The organism is Leisingera sp. ABM4_103 (assembly GCF_056158685.1).
The window spans coordinates 187225-205515 of the sequence record NZ_JBSWTU010000006.1 but is presented as its reverse complement, the minus strand read 5'-3'; the positions used below and the strand labels follow the sequence as shown (position 1 = coordinate 205515).

Below are 18291 nucleotides of genomic sequence, written 5' to 3'. Positions count from 1 at the left end.
GCAGGCTGAAATCCGGCGCGGATTTCAGCCATGAAAAATCGATTTTTCATGGCCGATTTCCTCGCAGGAAATCGGTTACCCCTCTTTCAGCAGCCGCTCGGCAGTGTGTTTGGCGTCGCTCAGATGCTGTTCAATGGCTGCCTGCGCGGCCTTGGCATCCCCCGAGACGACGGCCCGGCAGATCTCCTGCATATGGGCGGGACCGGGTTTTTGCCGCTCTGCGGTTGATAGCGTCACAGCCCGCAGCCTGCTGATGCGGCCATTCAGACGCTGGGCGATTTCCCAGGCGACATTGTGGCCGGCGCCTTCAAAGATGATGCGGTAGAACTCGGTCGTCGCCTTCAGCATCGGGCCGGGCACGCCTGCCGCCACGGCCTCTTGCAGTTCGTGCAGCGCGGCCTTCAGCTGCTCCGCCAGCTCTGGCGTCATGTTCTGCGCACAGGCGGTGGCAGCGGCGGTCTCCAGCATCTGGCGGATGTCATAGATCTGCCGCGCGTCCTCCCACCCCAGCTGCGCCACGATCGGCCCCTTGCCAGGCAGGATCTCGACCAGCCCCTCTGCCTCCAGATACCGGATCGTCTCCCGCACCACGGTGCGGCTGACGCCAAGCTGGTCGCACAGGGGCCGCTCCACCAGCCGCTCGCCCGGGGCAAACTGGCCGGAGATGATCGCCTCGCGCATCCGCTCCTGCACGATATCGCGCAGGGTCTGCGGCTGGTGGTCGATTTTGCTCATGATGGGGCTGGTCATGTTTCTTCCGATAGCAAGGGGGGCAGGGTGGAACAAGGCCGCATTGACATACTGTATGATGGTATACCATATTACGGCAACTGGAATCAGACAGGAAAGACCCGCCCATGCCCGCCGAAATCCGCAAGACGCTGCTGCATGTCGAAGAGACCCTGATCGAGGGCGGCAAGGCAGCGGAGCAGCCGCTCAAGATGATTGCTGCGGTGGCGGTGATCAAAAACCCGTGGGCAGGGCAGGGGTTTGTCGAGGATCTGCGCCCGGCAATCCACGACTGCGCACCGGGTCTGGGGGAGAAGCTGACCGCGATGATCCTGGAGGCGGCAGGCGGCGGCGACAAGGTTGAGGGCTACGGCAAGTCCGCCATCGTCGGGGTGAATGGCGAGGTGGAGCATGCCTCCGCCCTCATCCATACGCTGCGCTTCGGCAATCACTTCCGCGAGGCGGTGGGGGCGAAATCCTACCTTGCCTTCACCAACACCCGCGGGCCTGCGAATGCCTCGCTGCAAATCCCGCTGATGGATAAGAACGACGGCGGGCGGCGCAGCCATTACCTGACCATCCAGCTGTCGGTGGCGGATGCGCCGGGTCCGGATGAGATCGTGATCGCGCTTGGTGCCTCCATTGGCGGGCGGCCGCATCACCGCATCGGCGACCGCTATCAGGACCTGAAGGAACTGGGCCATGACGTCGACAACCCTGCCGCTGTCTGAGCCCTATGGCCCGGTGACCTGCCAGCGGGCAGGGCGCGGCGATCCGGTGGTGCTGATCCACGGGGTCGGCATGCAGTCGGCGGCTTGGGGGCCGCAGATTGAGGCGCTGTCCCTGACCCATCAAGTGATCGCGCTGGACATGCCCGGCCACGGCGGCAGCGCACGGCTGACGGAGGGCTCCGAACTGCCGGATTATGTGGCCTGGCTGCATGAGGTGCTGCAGGCGCTGGATCTGGGACCTGTCGCGCTGGCGGGTCATTCCATGGGCGCGCTGATTGCAGGCGGCTATGCGGTCAGCCACCCGCAGAACGTCTCCCGCGTGGCGCTGCTCAACGGGGTGTTCCGCCGCTCGGATGAGGCCCGGCAGGCCGTCGAGGCGCGCGCCGCCGAAATCCGCGCGGGCAGTTTTGATCTGGACACGCCTCTCACCCGCTGGTTCGGCAGCAGCGATGCCGACCGGCAAGCGCGGGCGCAGGTGGGTGAATGGCTGTCGGCTGTGGACCTTGACGGTTACGCCGCCGCCTATTCCGCCTTTGCCCGCGGCGACAGCACCTATGCGGACAGGTTTTCTGGCATCCGCTGCCCGCTGCTGGCGCTGACCGGCGACGGCGATCCGAATTCGACGCCCGACATGGCGCATGCGATGGCCGCTGCCGCACCGCAGGGCCGGGCGGTTGTCATCGAGGGCCACCGCCATATGGTCAACCTGACCGCCCCCGCAGAGGTCAACGCCGCCTTGCGGGACTGGCTGAATACGGAAGGAGCGACGTCATGAGAGATATCGACCCGCGCGCCCTGCGCCACGCCTTTGGCACCTTCATGACCGGGGTCACGGTGGTAACGGCACATGACCCGGACGGAAACCCGATCGGCTTTACCGCCAACTCCTTCACCTCCGTGTCGCTGGACCCGCCGCTGGTGCTGGTGTGCATCGCCAATTCCTCCAGCAACTATACGGCCTTCGAGCAGGCCGGGGGCTTTGCCATCAACGTGCTGGCAGAGGACCAGAAAGATGTCTCCAACACCTTCGCACGGCCCGTCGAGGACCGCTTTGCCGCCGTCAGCTGGCAGAAGGGACCGCAGGGCAGCCCGGTGTTCAGCGGTGTCTCCGCCTGGTTCGACTGCTCCATGCACAAAAGGGTTGAGGCTGGCGACCACCTGATCCTGATCGGCCGGGTGGAGGCGTTTGAGACCTCGCCCGCGCCAGGGCTGGGATATGCCCGCGGCGCTTATGTGACCGCTGCGGCTGAGGCCGAGGCGCTGAGCCAGGGCGCTAAACTGATCGTCTCGGCATTGATCGAGCATGAGGGCAAGGTGCTGCTCCTGGGCAACGACCAGGGCAAGCTGACGCTGCCGGAAATCCGGGTTGGCAAGGAGGGCGCCTCTGCCGCCCTGGCCAAACTGATCGCGGAAACCGGCGTCGAGGCCGAACCCGGTTTTATCTATTCCGTCTATGAAGACAAAGCGCGCGAACATCAGCACATCTCGTTTCTGTGCCAATCGGCCGGCGGCACACCGGCCAAGGGCGTTTTCACACCGCTGACCCAATCCACGCTGATGGACATTGCCGACGCGGCGATGTGCACCATGCTGGAGCGGTTCGCGAGTGAGGCCCGGATGGGCAATTTCGGGGTGTATTATGGCAATCAGACCACCGGGCAGGTCCGCCCAGTGGCGACAGGGAGCAAGGGCGCATGAAATTTTCCCTCTTTGCGCATATGGAGCGGATTTCGGAAGCCGACGATCAGAAGCGGCTCTATGACGAGTTCATCCAGTTGTGCAAAATCGCCGACGACGGCGGCATGCACGCGGTCTGGACCGGCGAACACCACGGGATGAACTTCACCATCTCGCCGAACCCGTTCCTGAACCTGATCGATGTGGCGCGCCATACCAAGAACGTGCGGCTGGGCACCGGCACGGTGATCGCGCCTTTCTGGCATCCGATCCGGCTGGCGGGCGAGGCGGCGATGACCGACATCATCACCGAGGGCCGCCTGGACCTGGGCATCGCGCGCGGGGCCTATTCGTTTGAATACGAACGCATGATGCCCGGCATGGATGCCTGGGAGGCGGGCCAGCGGATGCGGGAGCTGATCCCGGCGGTGCAGGGCCTGTGGCAGGGCGATTACGCGCAGGAGGGGGAGTTCCATTCCTTCCCGAAAACCACCTCCTCGCCCAAACCGCTGCAGCAGGACGGCCCGCCGATCTGGGTCGCCGCGCGCGATCCGAACAGTCATGAATTCGCCGTGGCCAATGGCTGCAACGTGCAGGTGACACCGCTGTGGAAGGGCGACGAGGAGATTGCCGACCTGATGGGCAAGTTCAACGATGCCTGCGCCAAGCACAGCGACGTGCCGCGGCCCAAGATCATGCTGCTTCAGCACACCTATGTCGCAGACAGCGCCGAGGATGTGAAACGCGGGGCGGAGGAGCTGAACCGCTTCTACTGCTATTTCGGGGCCTGGTTCATGAACAAGCGGGACGTCAGCCAGGGCTTGATTGATCCGCTGAGTGACGAGGAGATCGCCGCACACCCGTTCTACAGCCCCGAGGCAATGGAGCGTGATCTGGTGATCGGTGAACCCGCGGCGGTGATCGAGCGGCTGAAAAAATATGAGGCGCTGGGGTATGATGAATACTCGTTCTGGATCGACAGCAGCATGAGCTTCGAGCGCAAGAAAGCCTCGCTTGAGCGGTTCATCACCGAAGTCATGCCCGCGTTTCAGTAAGGGAGCCTGAGAATGCAGACCTTCCAGCAGTACATTGGCGGAGCGTTTGAGGACGCAGGGGAAACCTTCGAGACCCTCGATCCGGCCACCGGCAAACCCTGGGCGCAGATGCCAAGCGCATCGGCGGCGGATGTGGACCGTGCAGTGCGGGCCGCGGAGGCAGCGTTCTTCTCCAGCGAATGGGCCGGCATGACCGCCACCCGGCGCGGCAAGCTCTTGATGCGGCTGGCCGATCTGGTGACGGAAAACGCCCCGCTTCTGGCAGAACTGGAAACCCGCGACACCGGCAAGATCATCCGCGAGACCTCGGCCCAGATTGCTTATGTGGCGGAATATTACCGCTATTACGCAGGGCTGGCCGACAAGATCGAGGGCGCGCATCTGCCGATCGACAAGCCCGACATGGAGGTCTGGCTGCGGCGCGAGCCGGTGGGGGTGGTGGCCGCCATCGTGCCGTGGAATTCGCAGCTGTTCCTGTCCGCTGTCAAAATCGGCCCGGCGCTGGCCGCGGGCTGCACGGTGGTGCTGAAAGGTTCCGAGGAAGGCCCGGCACCGATGCTGGAGTTCGCGCGGATCTTTGATCAGGCAGGCTTCCCGCCCGGTGTGCTGAACGTGATCACTGGCGGGCCGGAGGCAGGCGCGGCGTTGACCAGCCACGCATCCGTGGCCCATGTCGCCTTCACCGGCGGGCCGGAAACCGCGCGGCATATCGTGCGCAACTCGGCGGAGAACCTCGCCTCCACCTCGCTGGAGCTGGGCGGCAAGTCGCCTTTCATCGTGTTTGACGACGCCGATCTGGAAAGCGCGGTGAATGCGCAGGTGTCGGGGATCTTTGCGGCGACCGGGCAAAGCTGCGTCGCGGGATCGCGGCTGGTGATCCAGAAGGGCATCAAGGACGCCTTCCTTGCGCGGCTGAAAGAGAAAGCCGAAGCGGTGGTCATTGGCGCGCCGGATGACATGGTGACAGAGGTCGGGCCGCTGTGCACCCTGAAACAGCGCGACCATGCGGTGCGCCTGATCGAGGCATCGGTGCAGGCAGGGGCCAAGCTGGTCACCGGCGGCACCGTGCCGGAAGGGGAGGGGTTCTATTTCCCGCCCACCGTGCTGGACTGCTCGGACGCACCGGATGCGCCCTGCCTCAGCACCGAATTCTTCGGGCCGGTCTTGTCGGTGGTGGATTTCGAGACCGAGGCAGAGGCGATGGAGCTTGCCAACAATACCGCCTTTGGCTTGGCCTCGGGCGTATTCACCCAGAACCTCACCCGCGCGCACCGGATGATCCGGGGTATCCGCGCGGGCATTGTCTGGGTCAACACCTACCGCGCGGTCAGCCCGATTGCGCCCTTTGGCGGACACGGTCTGTCGGGCCACGGGCGCGAGGGCGGGCTGCAGGCGGCGCTGGATTACACCAAGGTCAAGGCGGTCTGGCTGCGCACCAGCGACGATCCGATCCCGGACCCCTTCGTGATGCGGTAGGGCGGGCCGGACCTTAACATCTCCGGCAGCGCCTCCTGACCTGGCGTCTTGTCTCTTTGCCTGCCGCAGGCACCGGATCCGTTCTTCATCTGGCTGAAAATATCCTCGGGGGAGCGCGAGGGGGCAGACAGCCCCCTCGTTCAAGCCCTTGAACTCAGCCATAATCCGCTGCTTAGCTCCACGCGAACCAGAGGTAAGCCATAGATTTCTTTTTCCTGACCCGGCGGTGTGGAATTCCTGTTGAGGAAGCGCGGCGGGGTGCAGCCCTCGCTGCAGTGTCAGGAGAGGGTCTGGAGATGGCGATAGAAAAGATTGACACGCTGGTTGTTGGTGCGGGCCAGGCGGGCGTCGCCATGAGCGAGCATCTGACCAGCAACGGCGTGCCGCATCTGGTGCTGGAAAAGAACCGCATCGCCGAGGCCTGGCGGACCGGCCGCTGGGACTCGCTGGTGGCCAACGGCCCGGCCTGGCACGACCGCTTTCCCAACCTGGAGTTCACCGGCACCGATCCGGAGGCCTTTGCCGGCAAGGACCGAGTGGCGGATTATTTTGCCGAATATGCCGAGCGCATCGGGGCGCCAATCCGCACCGGGGTCGAGGTCCTGAGCGCCGAGCGCATCGATGGCAGCGGCGGGTTCCGGGTCAAAACCTCGGACGGGGTGATCGAAGCGCAGCGCATCGTGGCCGCAACCGGCGCCTTCCAGCATCCGGTGATCCCGCCGGTGGTGCCGCAAGGGGCCAGCGTCAATCAGCTGCACTCCTTCCATTACCGCAACCCCGATCAGCTGGCTGACGGCGCGGTGCTGGTGGTGGGCGCAGGCTCCTCCGGCGCGCAGATTGCAGATGAGCTGAACCGCGCAGGCCGCAAGGTCTTTCTGTCGGTGGGGCCGCACGACCGCCCGCCGCGGATGTACCGGGGCCGTGATTTTGTCTGGTGGCTGGGTGTTCTGGGCCTGTGGGACCAGGCAGCGCAGGAGCCGGGCAAGGAGCATGTGACAATCTCTGTCAGCGGCGCCTATGGCGGTCAGACCATGGATTTCCGGCGCCTGGCAGGCGAGGGAGTGACCCTGCTGGGGCTGACCGAGTCCTATGAGGGTGGCACCATGAGATTTGCAGACGACCTGCAGGAGAACATCGCCAATGGCGACGCCGATTACCTGAAGATGCTGGATCTGGCTGACGCCTATGCCGCCCGCACCGGTATAGACCTGCCGGAGGAACCAGAGGCGCGCAAGGCCTTCCCGGATCCGGAGAGCCTGACCCATCCGATCCGGGAACTGGATCTGGAGAAAGAAGGCATCACCACCATCCTCTGGGCCACCGGTTTCCGCCAGGACTTCGACTGGATGAAGGTGAATGCGTTTGACGCCCAGGGCCGCCCGCAGCACCAGCGCGGGGTGTCGAGCGAGCCGGGGATCTACTTCCTGGGCCTGCCCTGGCAGTCGCGGCGCGGCTCGACCTTCATCTGGGGGGTCTGGCATGATGCCAAGCATGTGGCCGACCAGATCGCCATCCAGCGCGACTATGAAGCCTACCGCGGCCCCGCCGAACGCCGCGCGGATCAGATCTGAGTGCTGGCTTAGCCGCAGCCGAAGCAAGGGGTAGCCATAAGATGCTTTGGCTGTCCCGCGGCGCGTGAGAGTTTTTCCGGCAAACGCAATATCCGGCCGGCCCCGTCACATCAGGAGGATACCATGGCCCATACCCGCATCCGCAAGTTCAACACTTCAGACACCTACCCGGAACAGAACCTGGACAACGACCTGTGCCAGGCGGTGGTGACCACCGGCGGCAAGACCGTTTACCTGCGCGGCCAGTGCCCGCAGAACCTGGATGACGCAAAGAATATCGAGAGCCACGATCCGGTGGAGCAGACCCATAAGGTGATGCAGAACATCCAGCAGCTGATCGAGGAGTGCGGCGGCTCGATGGAGCATCTGGTCAAGGTGGTGGTCTATATCACCGACGTGCGCCACCGCGAGGCGGTCTACCGCACCATGGGCGAATACATCAAAGGCGTGCATCCCGTCTCCACCGGGCTGGTGGTGCAGGCGCTGGCGCGGCCCGAGTGGCTGGTGGAGATCGACGGCACCGCCGTTATCCCGGACTGATCCGGAAGCGCGGAGGGGGCTGTCTGCCCCCTCTTGAGCCTGCGGCTCAATTCACCCCCGAGGATATTTCCGGCCAGATGAAGAACGGATCCGTCTCCAGTGGCTGGTGAGGAGGAGAGACGATGACATTTTCGCTTGTGGCGCGCTGCGCGGAAACGGGCATGTTCGGGGTGGCGATCTCGTCCTCCTCGCCGGCGGTGGCGGCGCGCTGTTCCTTTGCCCGCGCGGGCGTTGGCGCGGTGGCGAGCCAGAATGTGACCGACCCCAGCCTGGGTCCCTTGGCGCTGGACCTGATGGAGCAGGGCATGACCGCCGCCGCCGCGGTGGCCAAGGTGCGCGAGATCGGGCGGTTCATCGAATACCGGCAGGTGCTGGCGGTGGACAGTATTGGCGGCACCGCCATTCATTCGGGGCCGAACTCCCTGGGGATCTGGACCCAGGCGGAAGGCCGGGATGTCGCCTCGGGCGGCAACTTGCTGGCCAATGACGGGGTCTGTCAGGCAATCGTGGACGGGTTTCAGGCGGCGGAGGGCCATCTTGGCGACCGGCTGATTGCCGCAATGCGCGCCGGGCTGGCCGCGGGCGGCGAGGCCGGGCCGGTGCATTCGGCCGGCATGAAGATCGTCGACAAGGTGAGCTGGCCGGTGGCCGATCTGCGCTGCGATTGGACCGAGGACTGCCCTGTCGAGGCCGTCGCCACCGCCTGGGAGGTCTACAAGCCGCAGCTCGACGCCTATGTCCAGCGCGCGCTCGACCCGCGTGAGGCGCCGTCTTACGGCGTGCCCGGGGACGAATGAACGGCGGATAGGCGCGGCGCATCAGGGAGAAAGACATGCTGGACTACACTTACGACGACTGGAAATCCCGCGCCGCGGCGCTGACCTTCCGCGGCCAGGCTTTCATTGACGGCAAATTCACGGATGCGGCCTCGGGGAAGACTTTTGCCAGCGTGAACCCCGCAACGGGCGAGGTGCTGGCGCAGGTCGCCGAATGCGATGCCGAAGACGTGAACCGCGCAGTGGCCGCCGGGCGCCGGGCCTTTGAGGACGGGCGCTGGTCGCGGATGGCGCCGGGGGACCGCAAGGCGGTGCTGCTGCGGCTCGCCGGTCTGATCCGGGAAAACCTGGAGGAGATGGCGCTGCTGGACTCCCTGGACATGGGCAAGCTGGTGACCGATGCGGTGACAATCGACGCGCCCGGATCTGCGCATTTCTTCCAATGGTATGCCGAGGCCATCGACAAGGTCTATGACGAGGTGGCGCCGACCGGGCCGGGCGATCTGGCGCTGGTGTCCCGCGTGCCCTTGGGCGTCGTTGGGGCGGTGACGCCCTGGAACTTCCCGCTCGACATGGCGACCTGGAAGGCGGCGGCGGCGCTGGCGGCGGGCAACTCCGTGGTGCTGAAACCGGCGGAGCAGTCTCCTTTGTCCGCGCTGCGGCTGGCGGAGCTGGCGGCGGAGGCCGGGGTGCCGGACGGTGTCTTCAACGTGGTGCCGGGCTTTGGCGCCACCGCGGGAAAGGCGCTGGGGCTGCATATGGACGTGGACTGCCTCGCCTTCACCGGCTCCACCGCCATCGGCAAGATGTTCATGCAGTATTCCGGCCAGTCGAACCTCAAACAGGTCTGGCCCGAGACCGGCGGCAAAAGCCCGAACCTGGTGTTTGCCGATTGCGAGGATCTGGATGCGGCTGCGGACATGGCTGCCTTTGGCATCTTCTTCAATCAGGGCGAGGTCTGTTCGGCCAACTCACGGCTTTATGTGGAGCGTTCGATCAAGGACGCCTTTGTCGAGAGGCTGATTGCCCGGGCCGAGGCAACCCAGCCGGGTGATCCGCTGGATCCGGCCTCGGAAATGGGCGCCATCGTGGATGAAAAGCAGACCGAGGGCATCATGCGCTTCGTTGAGGCGGGCAAGGCCTCAGCCAATCTGGTGGCAGGCGGTGAGCGCGTCACCGTGGATGGCAAGGGCTGCTTTGTGCAGCCGACGATCTTTGATGACGTGCGCCACGATAACCCTTTGGCACGGGATGAGATCTTTGGCCCCGTCCTGTCGGTGATCCCGTTTGACAGCGAGGAGGAGGCCGTCGCCATGGCCAATGACTCGATTTACGGGCTGGCAGCCTCGGTGTGGACAGACAACCTCAGCCGCGCCTGCCGGGTGGCGGACAAGCTGCATGTGGGTACAGTCTCGGTCAACACGGTGGACGCGCTGTCGGCGCAGACGCCGTTCGGGGGCATGAAGCAGTCCGGCTTCGGGCGGGATCTGTCTTTGCACTCGCTGGAGAAGTACACTGCCCTGAAAACCACCTGGATCAAGTACAAAGCCTGATCCGCCAAGCCCCGGGAGAGCCTGCCCTTGCCAGTCAGATACACGCTGCGCCAGCTGGAGTATTTTGTGGCCGTGGGGGCGGCGGGCTCGATCGCGCTGGCCTCGGAGAAGGTGAATGTGTCGTCGCCGTCGATTTCGGCGGCGATTGCCCAGCTGGAGCAGGAATTCGGGCTGCCGCTGTTCGTGCGCCAGCACGCCCAGGGGCTGGCGCTGACCCAGGCGGGGCGGGTGATGCTGGAGCAGGCCCGCACCGTGCTGCGGGAGGCCGACCGGCTGATGGACATCGCAGGCGATATCTCCGGCCAGGTGCGGGGGCCGCTGGCAATCGGCTGCCTGGTGACCTTTGCCCAAGTGGTGCTGCCTGCAGTGCGGCGTGGGTTCGAGGACCGGTATCCGGATGTGAACGTGCGCCAGATCGAACTGGACCAGGCGGCGATCTTCAGCGGCATCCGGCGGGCGGAGCTGGACATTGCGCTGACCTACAACCTGGATATTCCGGCGGATCTGCGCTTTGTCACCCTGGCGGAGCTGCCGCCCTATGCGCTGGTGGGCGAGGGCCATCCGCTGGCGGATCTGCCCGAGGTCACGGTGAAGGAGCTGCGCGAGCATCCGATGGTGCTGCTGGACCTGCCGTTCAGCGCGGAATATTTTCTGTCGTTCTTTCATGAGGCCGGGATCAAGCCCAACGTGGCCGAGCGCACCCGCGATATGGCGGTGATGCGCAGCCTTGTGGCCAATGGCTACGGTTATTCGATTGCCAATATCCGCCCGGTCAATGACCAGTCCCCCGATGGCAAGACGCTGAAGTTTATCCCGCTGAAGGGCGATTTGCGGCCGATGCGGATGGGGCTGCTGATGGCGCCGGACTCGGAGAATTCGATCACCATCCGTTCCTTCGTCGAGCATTGCGCGGAGCTGGTGAAGGACGGCGCGCTGCCGGGGCTGAACGCCGCGCCCCAGGGCTAGGCCACCGGCTTAGCGGCAGGCTAATCAATGCTTCCGCAAGCGCAACTTTCGCCTTTGGCCCGGTCCTGTACCCTTTGGGCACTCTTGCACGAAGGAGATGGAAATTGCGCGATCCCCGCTATGATATTCTGTTCGAGCCGATGAAGATCGGCCCGCTCACAGCCAAGAACCGGTTTTACCAGGTGCCGCACTGCAACGGCGGCGGCTATCGCGACCCCTCTGCTGCGGCGGCGATGCGGGGCATCAAGGCCGAGGGCGGCTGGGGGGTGATCTTCACCGAACAGTGCGAGATGCATCACACTTCGGAAATCACCCCGTTCATCGAACTGCGCCTGTGGGAGGACAAGGATATTCCGCAGCTGCGCCGGATGTCGGAAAAGATGAAGACCCACGGCGCGCTGGCCGGGATCCAGCTGGCCTATTCCGGGATCAACGGCCCGAACCTTTATTCCAAGGAGGTGCCGCTGGCGCCCTCCGCCCTGCCAATCCGCACCTTCACCAACGACCCGGTGCAGGCCCGCGCGCTGGACAAGCAGGACATCAAGGACCTGCGCCGCTGGTTCGTGAATGCGGCGAAACGGTCCAAGGCGGCGGGCTTTGACCTGATCTGCCTGTATGGCGCACATGGGTTCGGCATTTTCCAGCACTTCCTGAGCCGCGCGACCAACCAGCGTACGGATGAATACGGCGGCTCCTTGGAGAACCGGGCGCGGTTCAGCCAGGAAGTTATCGCGGACATGCGTGATGCGGTCGGGGACACTATGGCGATCACCCTGCGGGTTTCCTTGGATGAAACCATCGGCGAACTCGGTTTCTCCAACGCTGAGGTGCGCGATTATATCGAGATGAACAAGGACCTGCCGGATCTCTGGGACCTGGCACAGGGGACGTGGGAGGATTGCTCCGGCCCGAGCCGCTTCAAGGAGGAAGCCGCGCAGGAGCAGCTGGTGCGCGGCATTCATGAGCTGACGGACAAGCCAATCGTCGGCGTCGGCCGCTTCACCAGCCCGGACGTGATGGCCAAGATGGTGAAATCCGGAACGCTGGACTTCATCGGCTGCGCACGCCCGTCGATTGCCGACCCCTTCCTGCCCAAGAAGATCGAGGAAGGCCGCATCGAGGACATCCGCGAATGCATCGGCTGCAACATCTGCATCACCGGCGACATGACCATGTCGATCAGCCGCTGCACCCAGAACCCGACTTTCATGGAGGAATGGCGCAAGGGCTGGCATCCGGAGAAGATGAACACCAAGGGCAGCAGCTCCAACGTGCTGGTGGTCGGCTCCGGCCCGGCGGGCCTGGAGGCCGCCTGGGCGCTGTGCCGCCGCGGCTATGACGTGGCGGTGGCCGAGGCCAAGGACGTGATCGGCGGGCGGGTGACCCGCGAGCGCCAGCTGCCGGGTCTCAACGCCTGGGGCCGTGTGGTCGACTACCGCGACTATCAGCTGAGCCAGCGCCCGAATGTGGAGATCTACCGCGAAAGCCCGCTGGATGCGGACAGCATCCTGGAGTTCGGGTTTGAGAACGTCTGCATCGCCACCGGCTCCGCTTGGCGCCGCGACGGGGTCTCCCGACAGCATGTGGTGCCGATGCCGGTTGCCGAGGGCGCCAAGGTCTATACCCCTGACGACCTGATGGACGGCACCATCCCCGAAGGCCGCGTGGTGGTCTATGACGATGATCATTACTACATGGGCGGGGTTCTGGCCGAGCTTTTGGCCTCGAGGGGTGCGCAGGTGACGCTGGTCACACCGTCGGCTTATGTCAGCGACTGGACCAACAACACGCTGGAGCAGGTGGCCATCCACCCGCGCCTGGTCGAGGCCGGGGTGGAAATCGTGCTCAATCAGGGCATTACCGAAATCCACGCCGGTCACGTGGTCAGCAACTGCACCTACACCGACCGCACCTGGAATATCGAGGCGGACGCGGTGGTGATGGTCGCCTCGCGCATTGGCAACGACGCCCTTTATGAAAACCTCCTCACCCGCCAAGCGGAATGGCTGGACGCAGGCATCAAATCGGTCAAACTGATTGGTGATGCGAACGCGCCGGGGCCGATTGCGTGGGCAACTTACGCAGGCCACCGCTATGCGCGGGAGCTGGACGGGCCGGACATCGGCGATGCGCTGCCGTTCCGCCGCGAGATCACCGAGCTGGCCGCAGAGTAAGGAGAAAGGTGATGAGTGACGCAGTTTATAAGACAGTCGACGTGGTGGGCAGCTCCGCCAGCAGCATCGAGGACGCGGTGAGCGGGGCGATTGCCCGGGCGTCCAAGACGATCGACCACATTGGCTGGTTTGAGGTGGGCGAGATCCGCGGCCATGTCGAGGATGGCAAGGTCGCCCACTACCAGGTCGGCCTCAAGATCGGGTTCCGGCTTGACTGACCTTGCCAGGACGCTGGAGATCCTGGAGCGGCTAACCGGCTTTGACACGGTCAGCCGCAACTCCAACCTGGATCTGGCCGCCTATGCGGAGGGCGTCCTGACCAGTCACGGCTTTGCGGTGACGCGCATCCCGTCGCCGGATGGTTCGAAAACGGGGCTTTATGCCGAAAAAGGCCCGGCGGGGCCGGGGGTTCTGTTGTCGGCGCATACCGATGTGGTGCCGGTGGACGGGCAGGACTGGACCCGCGACCCCTTCCGCCTGACCCGCGAAGGCGAGTGCGTCTATGGCCGCGGCACCACCGACATGAAGGGCTATGTGGCCAGTATTCTGGCATTGGCCGGCCGGGCGGCAACGGCGGATTTGAAAGAACCTTTGAAGATTGTCCTGTCTTATGACGAGGAAATCGGCTGCGTTGGCATTCAAGAGATGCTGGAGCGTCTGGCGCCGCTGACCGGCAGCCCGCGCGCCTGTTTCGTGGGGGAGCCGACGGAGATGCAGGTGGCCACCGGCCACAAGGGCAAGGCCGCCCTGCGCGCCGTCTGCCACGGCCAGAGCGGCCATTCGGCCCTTGCGCCGGAATTCACCAACGCATTGCATCTGGCAGCGGACTTCCTGTCCGAACTGCGCGCGCTGCAGGCGGATTTCGCCGCCAACGGCGCGCGGGATGCGGCCTATGATGTGCCCTATACCACTGTGCACGCAGGCAAAATGTCCGGCGGCACCGCGCTTAACATCGTGCCGGACCGGGCTGAGCTGACGTTTGAATACCGCCACCTCGCCGCCGACCGTGCCGAAGACATTCTGGCCCGGATTGAAGCCGCAGCGGAAATGGTCAGCGCCCGCTACCCGGCGCCGGAGGCGCGCATCGAAGTGGAGCAGCACAACGCCTACCCCGGCCTTGACGTGCCGCCGGACAGCCCAGTGGTGGCCTATGCCCGGAAACTCGCCCGCAGCAACCGCTCCACCAAGGTGGCCTTTGGCACCGAGGCGGGGTTCTTTGCCCAGCTCGGCATTCCCACCGTGGTTTGCGGTCCCGGCTCGATGGCGGGGCAGGGGCACAAGCCGGACGAGTATCTGGAGCTGAGCCAGCTGGCCGCCTGCGATGCGATGATGGACCGGATCCTGGAAGACCTGACCGGCTGAGGCCGGAGCTTAACGCTCCGGCTCTTTCAGCATGGCCGCAGCCGTTAAAATTTGCTCGGTTTTGTCAGCTGACAATTTCCCGGATTCCGCCAGCACCTCGCGGAGGCTGCGGCCGCTGGCCAGGGCTTCCTTGGCGATCTTTGCGGCGGCGTCATAGCCCAGGTACGGGGCCAGGGCTGTGGCCAGCACCAGGCTGTTGTCGAGCAGCGCGGCGCAGCGGTCCTCGTTGGCGGTGATCCCCTTCACGCATTTCTCTGTCAGGACTTCGATGGCATTCTTCAGAATGCGGATGGATTCCAGCAAGTTATAGGCCACCACCGGCTCCATCGCGTTCAGCTGCAACTGCCCGGCCTCGGCGGCCATGGTGATGGTCAGGTCATTGCCGATCACCTGGTAGCAGACCTGGTTGACCACCTCCGGGATCACCGGGTTGACCTTGCCCGGCATGATCGAGGACCCCGCCTGCACCGCGGGCAGGGTGATCTCGCCAATTCCCGCGCGCGGGCCGGAGGACAAAAGCCGCAGATCGTTGCAGATCTTCGACAGCTTCACCGCCACCCGCTTCAGGACGCCGGAATAGGTGACAAAGGCGCCGAGGTCGGAGGACGCCTCGATCAGGTGGCCCGCCTGGGTCAGCTCAAACCCGGACAGCTCCGACAGGCAGCGCAGCGCCAGCGGCGCATAACCGGGCTCCGCGTTGACGCAGGTGCCGATGGCGGTGCCGCCCAGGTTCACTTCGGTCAGCAGCCGGCTGACATCGCGCAGCCGGTCGATATCCTCGCCCACGGTGACGGCAAAGGAGGCGAACTCCACCCCCAAGGACATCGGCACCGCGTCCTGCAGCTGGGTGCGGCCCACCTTGGCGATGCCGTCGAAGGCCCGGCCGCGTTCGTCAAAGGCTTGCTGCACCCTGTGCAGCGCCTCGCACAGCGGCGCGGTGCTGGCCAGAACCGCCAGCCGGATGGCGGTCGGGTAGACGTCATTGGTGGACTGGCCGTGGTTCACGTCGTCATTGGGGTGCAGATGCGCGTAATCGCCCGGTCGGTGGCCCATCTGCATCAGGGCCAGGTTGGCGATCACCTCATTGGCATTCATGTTGGTGGAGGTGCCGGCCCCGCCCTGGATCATGTCCACGCTGAAATGCTCATGATGCTGCCCGGAGATGATCTCCGCACAGGCCGCGGTGATCGCGGCGGCCTTGTCCTGTGCCAGCCCGCCGGTTTCCGCATTTGCGCGGGCGGCGGCGGATTTCACCATCGCCAAGGCCCGCACCAGCGCCGGGAAATGCGACAGCGGAACACCGGTGATCGGGAAGTTCTGCCGCGCCCGCTCTGTCTGGATGCCGTGCAGGCTGTCTGCGGGCAGGTCCACCTGCCCGATCGTGTCTCGTTCCGTGCGCGTTCCGTGCATTGACTCACCGTTTCGCTGTTGGGAATGCCGCCCCCAGCTTAGCGGTACCTGCGCGCAGGCCAAAGACACGGTTTCCGCCGCAAGGCTTAGGGGCAGGCAAAGCCGAAGAGGGGTGCTGTAAGATATTGATTTTGAACAAGTAAGAAAGATTAGGCAAAGACTAACATTTGCTGAGGGAGTCAATTCTTAGTGCAGCCCCCGGGCCTTCCTATGCTGGATCAAACGAAACGCGGCAGACGGGGAGGCGCAAGTGCCCGGCAACAAGACAGATGCGATTGATGTGCGCAATGCGGTCAAACGCTATGGGGATTTCACCGCCCTCAAGCGCATTTCGCTGACCATCAAGGACAATGAGTTCTTCACTCTGCTGGGGCCTTCGGGCTGCGGCAAGACCACGCTGCTCAGGATGATCGCGGGTTTCGAGGATGTGACCGAGGGCGAGATCCTGCTGTTCGGCGACGAGATCGAAAGCCTGCCGCCGCATCAGCGGCCGGTGAACACGGTGTTCCAGAACTATGCGCTGTTCCCGCATATGACGATCCTGGACAACGTGGCCTTTGGCCTGGAGATGCGCGGCAAGTCCAAATCCGCCGCCCGCAAACGTGCGGGCGAGATGCTGGAGCTGGTCCAGCTGTCGCAATTCGCTGCCCGCAAGCCGTCCCAGCTCTCAGGCGGCCAGCAGCAGCGTGTGGCGCTGGCGCGTGCGCTGGCGCCACAGCCTAAAGTCCTGCTTCTGGATGAGCCGCTGTCGGCGCTGGACCTGAAGCTGCGTAAAGCCATGCAGCTTGAGCTGAAGCACCTGCAGCGGGAAACCGGGATCACCTTCATCTTCGTGACCCACGACCAGGAGGAAGCGCTGACCATGTCCGACCGCATAGCGGTGATGTCGGCGGGCGAGATGCAGCAGCTGGGCACCCCGACCGAGATCTATGAGCAGCCGCGCAACATGTTCGTGGCGGATTTCATCGGGGAAACCAACCTGTTGGAGGTGTCTGTCGATCAGGTGATGAACGGCCGCGCGGTCTGCCACTTTGGCGGCGGTCATGCGCTGACCTGCAATTCGGTGGACGGCATCGGCGCAGGCGCCAAGGTGCATATGTCGGTGCGGCCTGAACGCCTGTTCATGTCCGACGTGCCGGTGGAGGCCGAGAGCCTCAAGGGCCGGGTTGCCGAGAACATCTTTGTCGGCACCGACATCAGCACGCTGGTCGATCTGGCCGAGGGACCGCAGTTCATCGTGCGCACCTCCAATTCCGACCGCGGCAACAAGCGGATCTTTGAGCCGGGCAGCGAGATTTTCGTCAACATGGAGCTGGGGGCCGGGCGCCTCCTGATGGACTGATGGCAGCAGGCGCAGCAAGCGGCGGCTCAGCCCGCGCAGACACCTACAAGGACGCCCGCGGCTGGCTGCTGCTGCCGTCCTGGGCGGTGCTCGGCATCTTTGTGCTGGGTCCCGTCTGCATGATGCTGATCTATTCCTTCCTGACCAAGGAGTTCCGCGGCGGGGTGATCTGGGAACCTTCACTCGCGGCTTACGATCAGTTCTTCTTTGACCGCGGGCTGTTCGGGGATGAGCCGCCGAAGCTCGAGTGGACCTATATCACCATCTTCTGGCGTTCGATCTGGCAGGCCGGGGCGGCGACGCTGCTCAGCCTTCTGATCGGCTTCCCCACTGCCTATTTCATCGCCACGCGGCCGGAAAACGTGCGGCCCGTCTGGGTGTTCCTGATCACCATTCCCTATTGGGTGAATCTGCTGATCCGCACCGTCAGCATGAAATTCCTGCTGCGCGATCAGGGGCCGCTGAATGACTTCCTGATCGGCACCGGGCTGATCGACTCTCCCATCCATATCGTCAACACCAACTTTGCGGTGCAGCTGGGGCTGTTCTACTCCTACCTGCCGTTCATGGTGCTGCCGATTTATGCCGCGGTGGAGCGCTACAACTTCTCGCTCTCCGAGGCGGCGGCAGACCTTTATGCCAGCAAATGGACCACCCTGCGCCGCATCGTGCTGCCTGCAGTGAAACCGGGCGTGGTGGCGGGCTGCATCCTGGTGTTCGTGCCGTCGATGGGCTCCTTCCTGGCGCCGGATCTCTTGGGCGGGGCCAAGAACTTCATGATCGGCTCGCTGATCGAGGAGCAGTTCAAGGGCAACGCCGGCAACTGGCCCTTTGGCGCAGCGGCTTCGATGATCCTGCTGACCATGGTGCTGATCATCCTGATGTTCTCCGCCCGCCAGCAGGCCAAAGCAGACAAGGCAGGGGAATGA

General features: G+C 64.5%; 17 protein-coding genes. 15 read left to right on the top strand and 2 right to left on the bottom strand.

Going from position 1 to position 18291, the window contains the following annotated elements; genetic code table 11:
* Positions 1 to 75: 75 nt before the first annotated feature.
* The gene (locus ACXAED_RS21705) at positions 76 to 750 is read right to left on the bottom strand and encodes a GntR family transcriptional regulator (protein ID WP_475053502.1); all 675 of its coding nucleotides are present in this window, start codon (positions 748 to 750) and stop codon (positions 76 to 78) included.
* 107 nt (positions 751 to 857) lie between these two features.
* Here ACXAED_RS21705 and ACXAED_RS21700 point away from each other — a divergent pair, with 107 nt between their 5' ends.
* The 13 genes from ACXAED_RS21700 to argE all read left to right on the top strand — a co-directional run bounded on the left by ACXAED_RS21700 (position 858) and on the right by argE (position 14610).
* Positions 858 to 1460: an amino acid synthesis family protein gene (locus tag ACXAED_RS21700; protein WP_475053500.1), complete on the top strand. Its 603-nt coding sequence runs from the start codon at positions 858 to 860 to the stop codon at positions 1458 to 1460.
* Positions 1432 to 2235: an alpha/beta fold hydrolase gene (locus ACXAED_RS21695; RefSeq protein WP_475053499.1), complete on the top strand. Its 804-nt coding sequence runs from the start codon at positions 1432 to 1434 to the stop codon at positions 2233 to 2235. The genes ACXAED_RS21700 and ACXAED_RS21695 overlap by 29 nt, the downstream gene beginning before the upstream one ends.
* Positions 2232 to 3158: a flavin reductase gene (locus ACXAED_RS21690; RefSeq protein WP_475053497.1), complete on the top strand. Its 927-nt coding sequence runs from the start codon at positions 2232 to 2234 to the stop codon at positions 3156 to 3158. The genes ACXAED_RS21695 and ACXAED_RS21690 overlap by 4 nt, the downstream gene beginning before the upstream one ends.
* A complete protein-coding gene (locus ACXAED_RS21685; protein ID WP_475053495.1) occupies positions 3155 to 4192 on the top strand; it encodes an LLM class flavin-dependent oxidoreductase in 1038 nt (345 codons plus the stop codon). The genes ACXAED_RS21690 and ACXAED_RS21685 overlap by 4 nt, the downstream gene beginning before the upstream one ends.
* Before the next feature lie 12 nt (positions 4193 to 4204).
* Positions 4205 to 5668 (top strand): aldehyde dehydrogenase, encoded by a 1464-nt coding sequence (locus tag ACXAED_RS21680; RefSeq protein WP_475053492.1) that lies wholly within the window; start codon positions 4205 to 4207, stop codon positions 5666 to 5668.
* 296 nt (positions 5669 to 5964) lie between these two features.
* Positions 5965 to 7239: a flavin-containing monooxygenase gene (locus ACXAED_RS21675; RefSeq protein WP_475053491.1), complete on the top strand. Its 1275-nt coding sequence runs from the start codon at positions 5965 to 5967 to the stop codon at positions 7237 to 7239.
* Between the two features lie 123 nt (positions 7240 to 7362).
* Entirely contained in the window at positions 7363 to 7779 is a 417-nt protein-coding gene (locus ACXAED_RS21670) for a RidA family protein (RefSeq protein ID WP_475053488.1), read from the top strand.
* A 122-nt stretch (positions 7780 to 7901) separates the two neighbouring features.
* Positions 7902 to 8576, top strand: a complete 675-nt coding sequence (locus ACXAED_RS21665) for a DUF1028 domain-containing protein (protein WP_475053487.1) — start codon at positions 7902 to 7904, stop codon at positions 8574 to 8576.
* 35 nt (positions 8577 to 8611) lie between these two features.
* Entirely contained in the window at positions 8612 to 10108 is a 1497-nt protein-coding gene (locus ACXAED_RS21660; RefSeq protein WP_475053484.1) for an aldehyde dehydrogenase, read from the top strand.
* A 27-nt stretch (positions 10109 to 10135) separates the two neighbouring features.
* Positions 10136 to 11074, top strand: a complete 939-nt coding sequence (locus ACXAED_RS21655; protein WP_475053482.1) for a LysR substrate-binding domain-containing protein — start codon at positions 10136 to 10138, stop codon at positions 11072 to 11074.
* A 104-nt stretch (positions 11075 to 11178) separates the two neighbouring features.
* Positions 11179 to 13248, top strand: a complete 2070-nt coding sequence (locus ACXAED_RS21650; RefSeq protein WP_475053481.1) for an oxidoreductase — start codon at positions 11179 to 11181, stop codon at positions 13246 to 13248.
* A gap of 11 nt (positions 13249 to 13259) precedes the next feature.
* On the top strand, positions 13260 to 13466 hold the full coding sequence (locus tag ACXAED_RS21645) for a dodecin (protein ID WP_475053479.1): 207 nt from the start codon (positions 13260 to 13262) through the stop codon (positions 13464 to 13466).
* Complete coding sequence (argE, locus tag ACXAED_RS21640) at positions 13459 to 14610, top strand: acetylornithine deacetylase (protein ID WP_475053478.1); 1152 nt, start codon at positions 13459 to 13461, stop codon at positions 14608 to 14610. The genes ACXAED_RS21645 and argE overlap by 8 nt, the downstream gene beginning before the upstream one ends.
* Before the next feature lie 9 nt (positions 14611 to 14619).
* Here the strand turns inward: argE and ACXAED_RS21635 are convergent, their stop codons facing one another.
* Positions 14620 to 16020, bottom strand: a complete 1401-nt coding sequence (locus tag ACXAED_RS21635; protein WP_475053476.1) for an aspartate ammonia-lyase — start codon at positions 16018 to 16020, stop codon at positions 14620 to 14622.
* A gap of 250 nt (positions 16021 to 16270) precedes the next feature.
* On the opposite strand from ACXAED_RS21635, the gene ACXAED_RS21630 reads away from it, so the two are divergent.
* The gene (locus ACXAED_RS21630; protein ID WP_475053473.1) at positions 16271 to 17362 is read left to right on the top strand and encodes an ABC transporter ATP-binding protein; all 1092 of its coding nucleotides are present in this window, start codon (positions 16271 to 16273) and stop codon (positions 17360 to 17362) included.
* Positions 17362 to 18291 (top strand): ABC transporter permease, encoded by a 930-nt coding sequence (locus tag ACXAED_RS21625; RefSeq protein WP_475053471.1) that lies wholly within the window; start codon positions 17362 to 17364, stop codon positions 18289 to 18291. The genes ACXAED_RS21630 and ACXAED_RS21625 overlap by 1 nt, the downstream gene beginning before the upstream one ends.

What these genes read in the sequence shown, in the direction of transcription:
- ACXAED_RS21625 (WP_475053471.1), top strand. Translation starts at nt 17,362, where the DNA reads ATGGCAGCAGGCGCAGCAAGCGGCGGCTCAGCCCGCGCAGACACCTAC.
- ACXAED_RS21685 (WP_475053495.1), top strand. Translation starts at nt 3,155, where the DNA reads ATGAAATTTTCCCTCTTTGCGCATATGGAGCGGATTTCGGAAGCCGAC.
- ACXAED_RS21705 (WP_475053502.1), bottom strand. Translation starts at nt 750, where the DNA reads ATGACCAGCCCCATCATGAGCAAAATCGACCACCAGCCGCAGACCCTG.
- ACXAED_RS21675 (WP_475053491.1), top strand. Translation starts at nt 5,965, where the DNA reads ATGGCGATAGAAAAGATTGACACGCTGGTTGTTGGTGCGGGCCAGGCG.
- ACXAED_RS21695 (WP_475053499.1), top strand. Translation starts at nt 1,432, where the DNA reads ATGACGTCGACAACCCTGCCGCTGTCTGAGCCCTATGGCCCGGTGACC.
- ACXAED_RS21670 (WP_475053488.1), top strand. Translation starts at nt 7,363, where the DNA reads ATGGCCCATACCCGCATCCGCAAGTTCAACACTTCAGACACCTACCCG.
- ACXAED_RS21690 (WP_475053497.1), top strand. Translation starts at nt 2,232, where the DNA reads ATGAGAGATATCGACCCGCGCGCCCTGCGCCACGCCTTTGGCACCTTC.
- ACXAED_RS21660 (WP_475053484.1), top strand. Translation starts at nt 8,612, where the DNA reads ATGCTGGACTACACTTACGACGACTGGAAATCCCGCGCCGCGGCGCTG.
- ACXAED_RS21645 (WP_475053479.1), top strand. Translation starts at nt 13,260, where the DNA reads ATGAGTGACGCAGTTTATAAGACAGTCGACGTGGTGGGCAGCTCCGCC.
- ACXAED_RS21635 (WP_475053476.1), bottom strand. Translation starts at nt 16,020, where the DNA reads ATGCACGGAACGCGCACGGAACGAGACACGATCGGGCAGGTGGACCTG.
- ACXAED_RS21680 (WP_475053492.1), top strand. Translation starts at nt 4,205, where the DNA reads ATGCAGACCTTCCAGCAGTACATTGGCGGAGCGTTTGAGGACGCAGGG.
- ACXAED_RS21665 (WP_475053487.1), top strand. Translation starts at nt 7,902, where the DNA reads ATGACATTTTCGCTTGTGGCGCGCTGCGCGGAAACGGGCATGTTCGGG.
- ACXAED_RS21700 (WP_475053500.1), top strand. Translation starts at nt 858, where the DNA reads ATGCCCGCCGAAATCCGCAAGACGCTGCTGCATGTCGAAGAGACCCTG.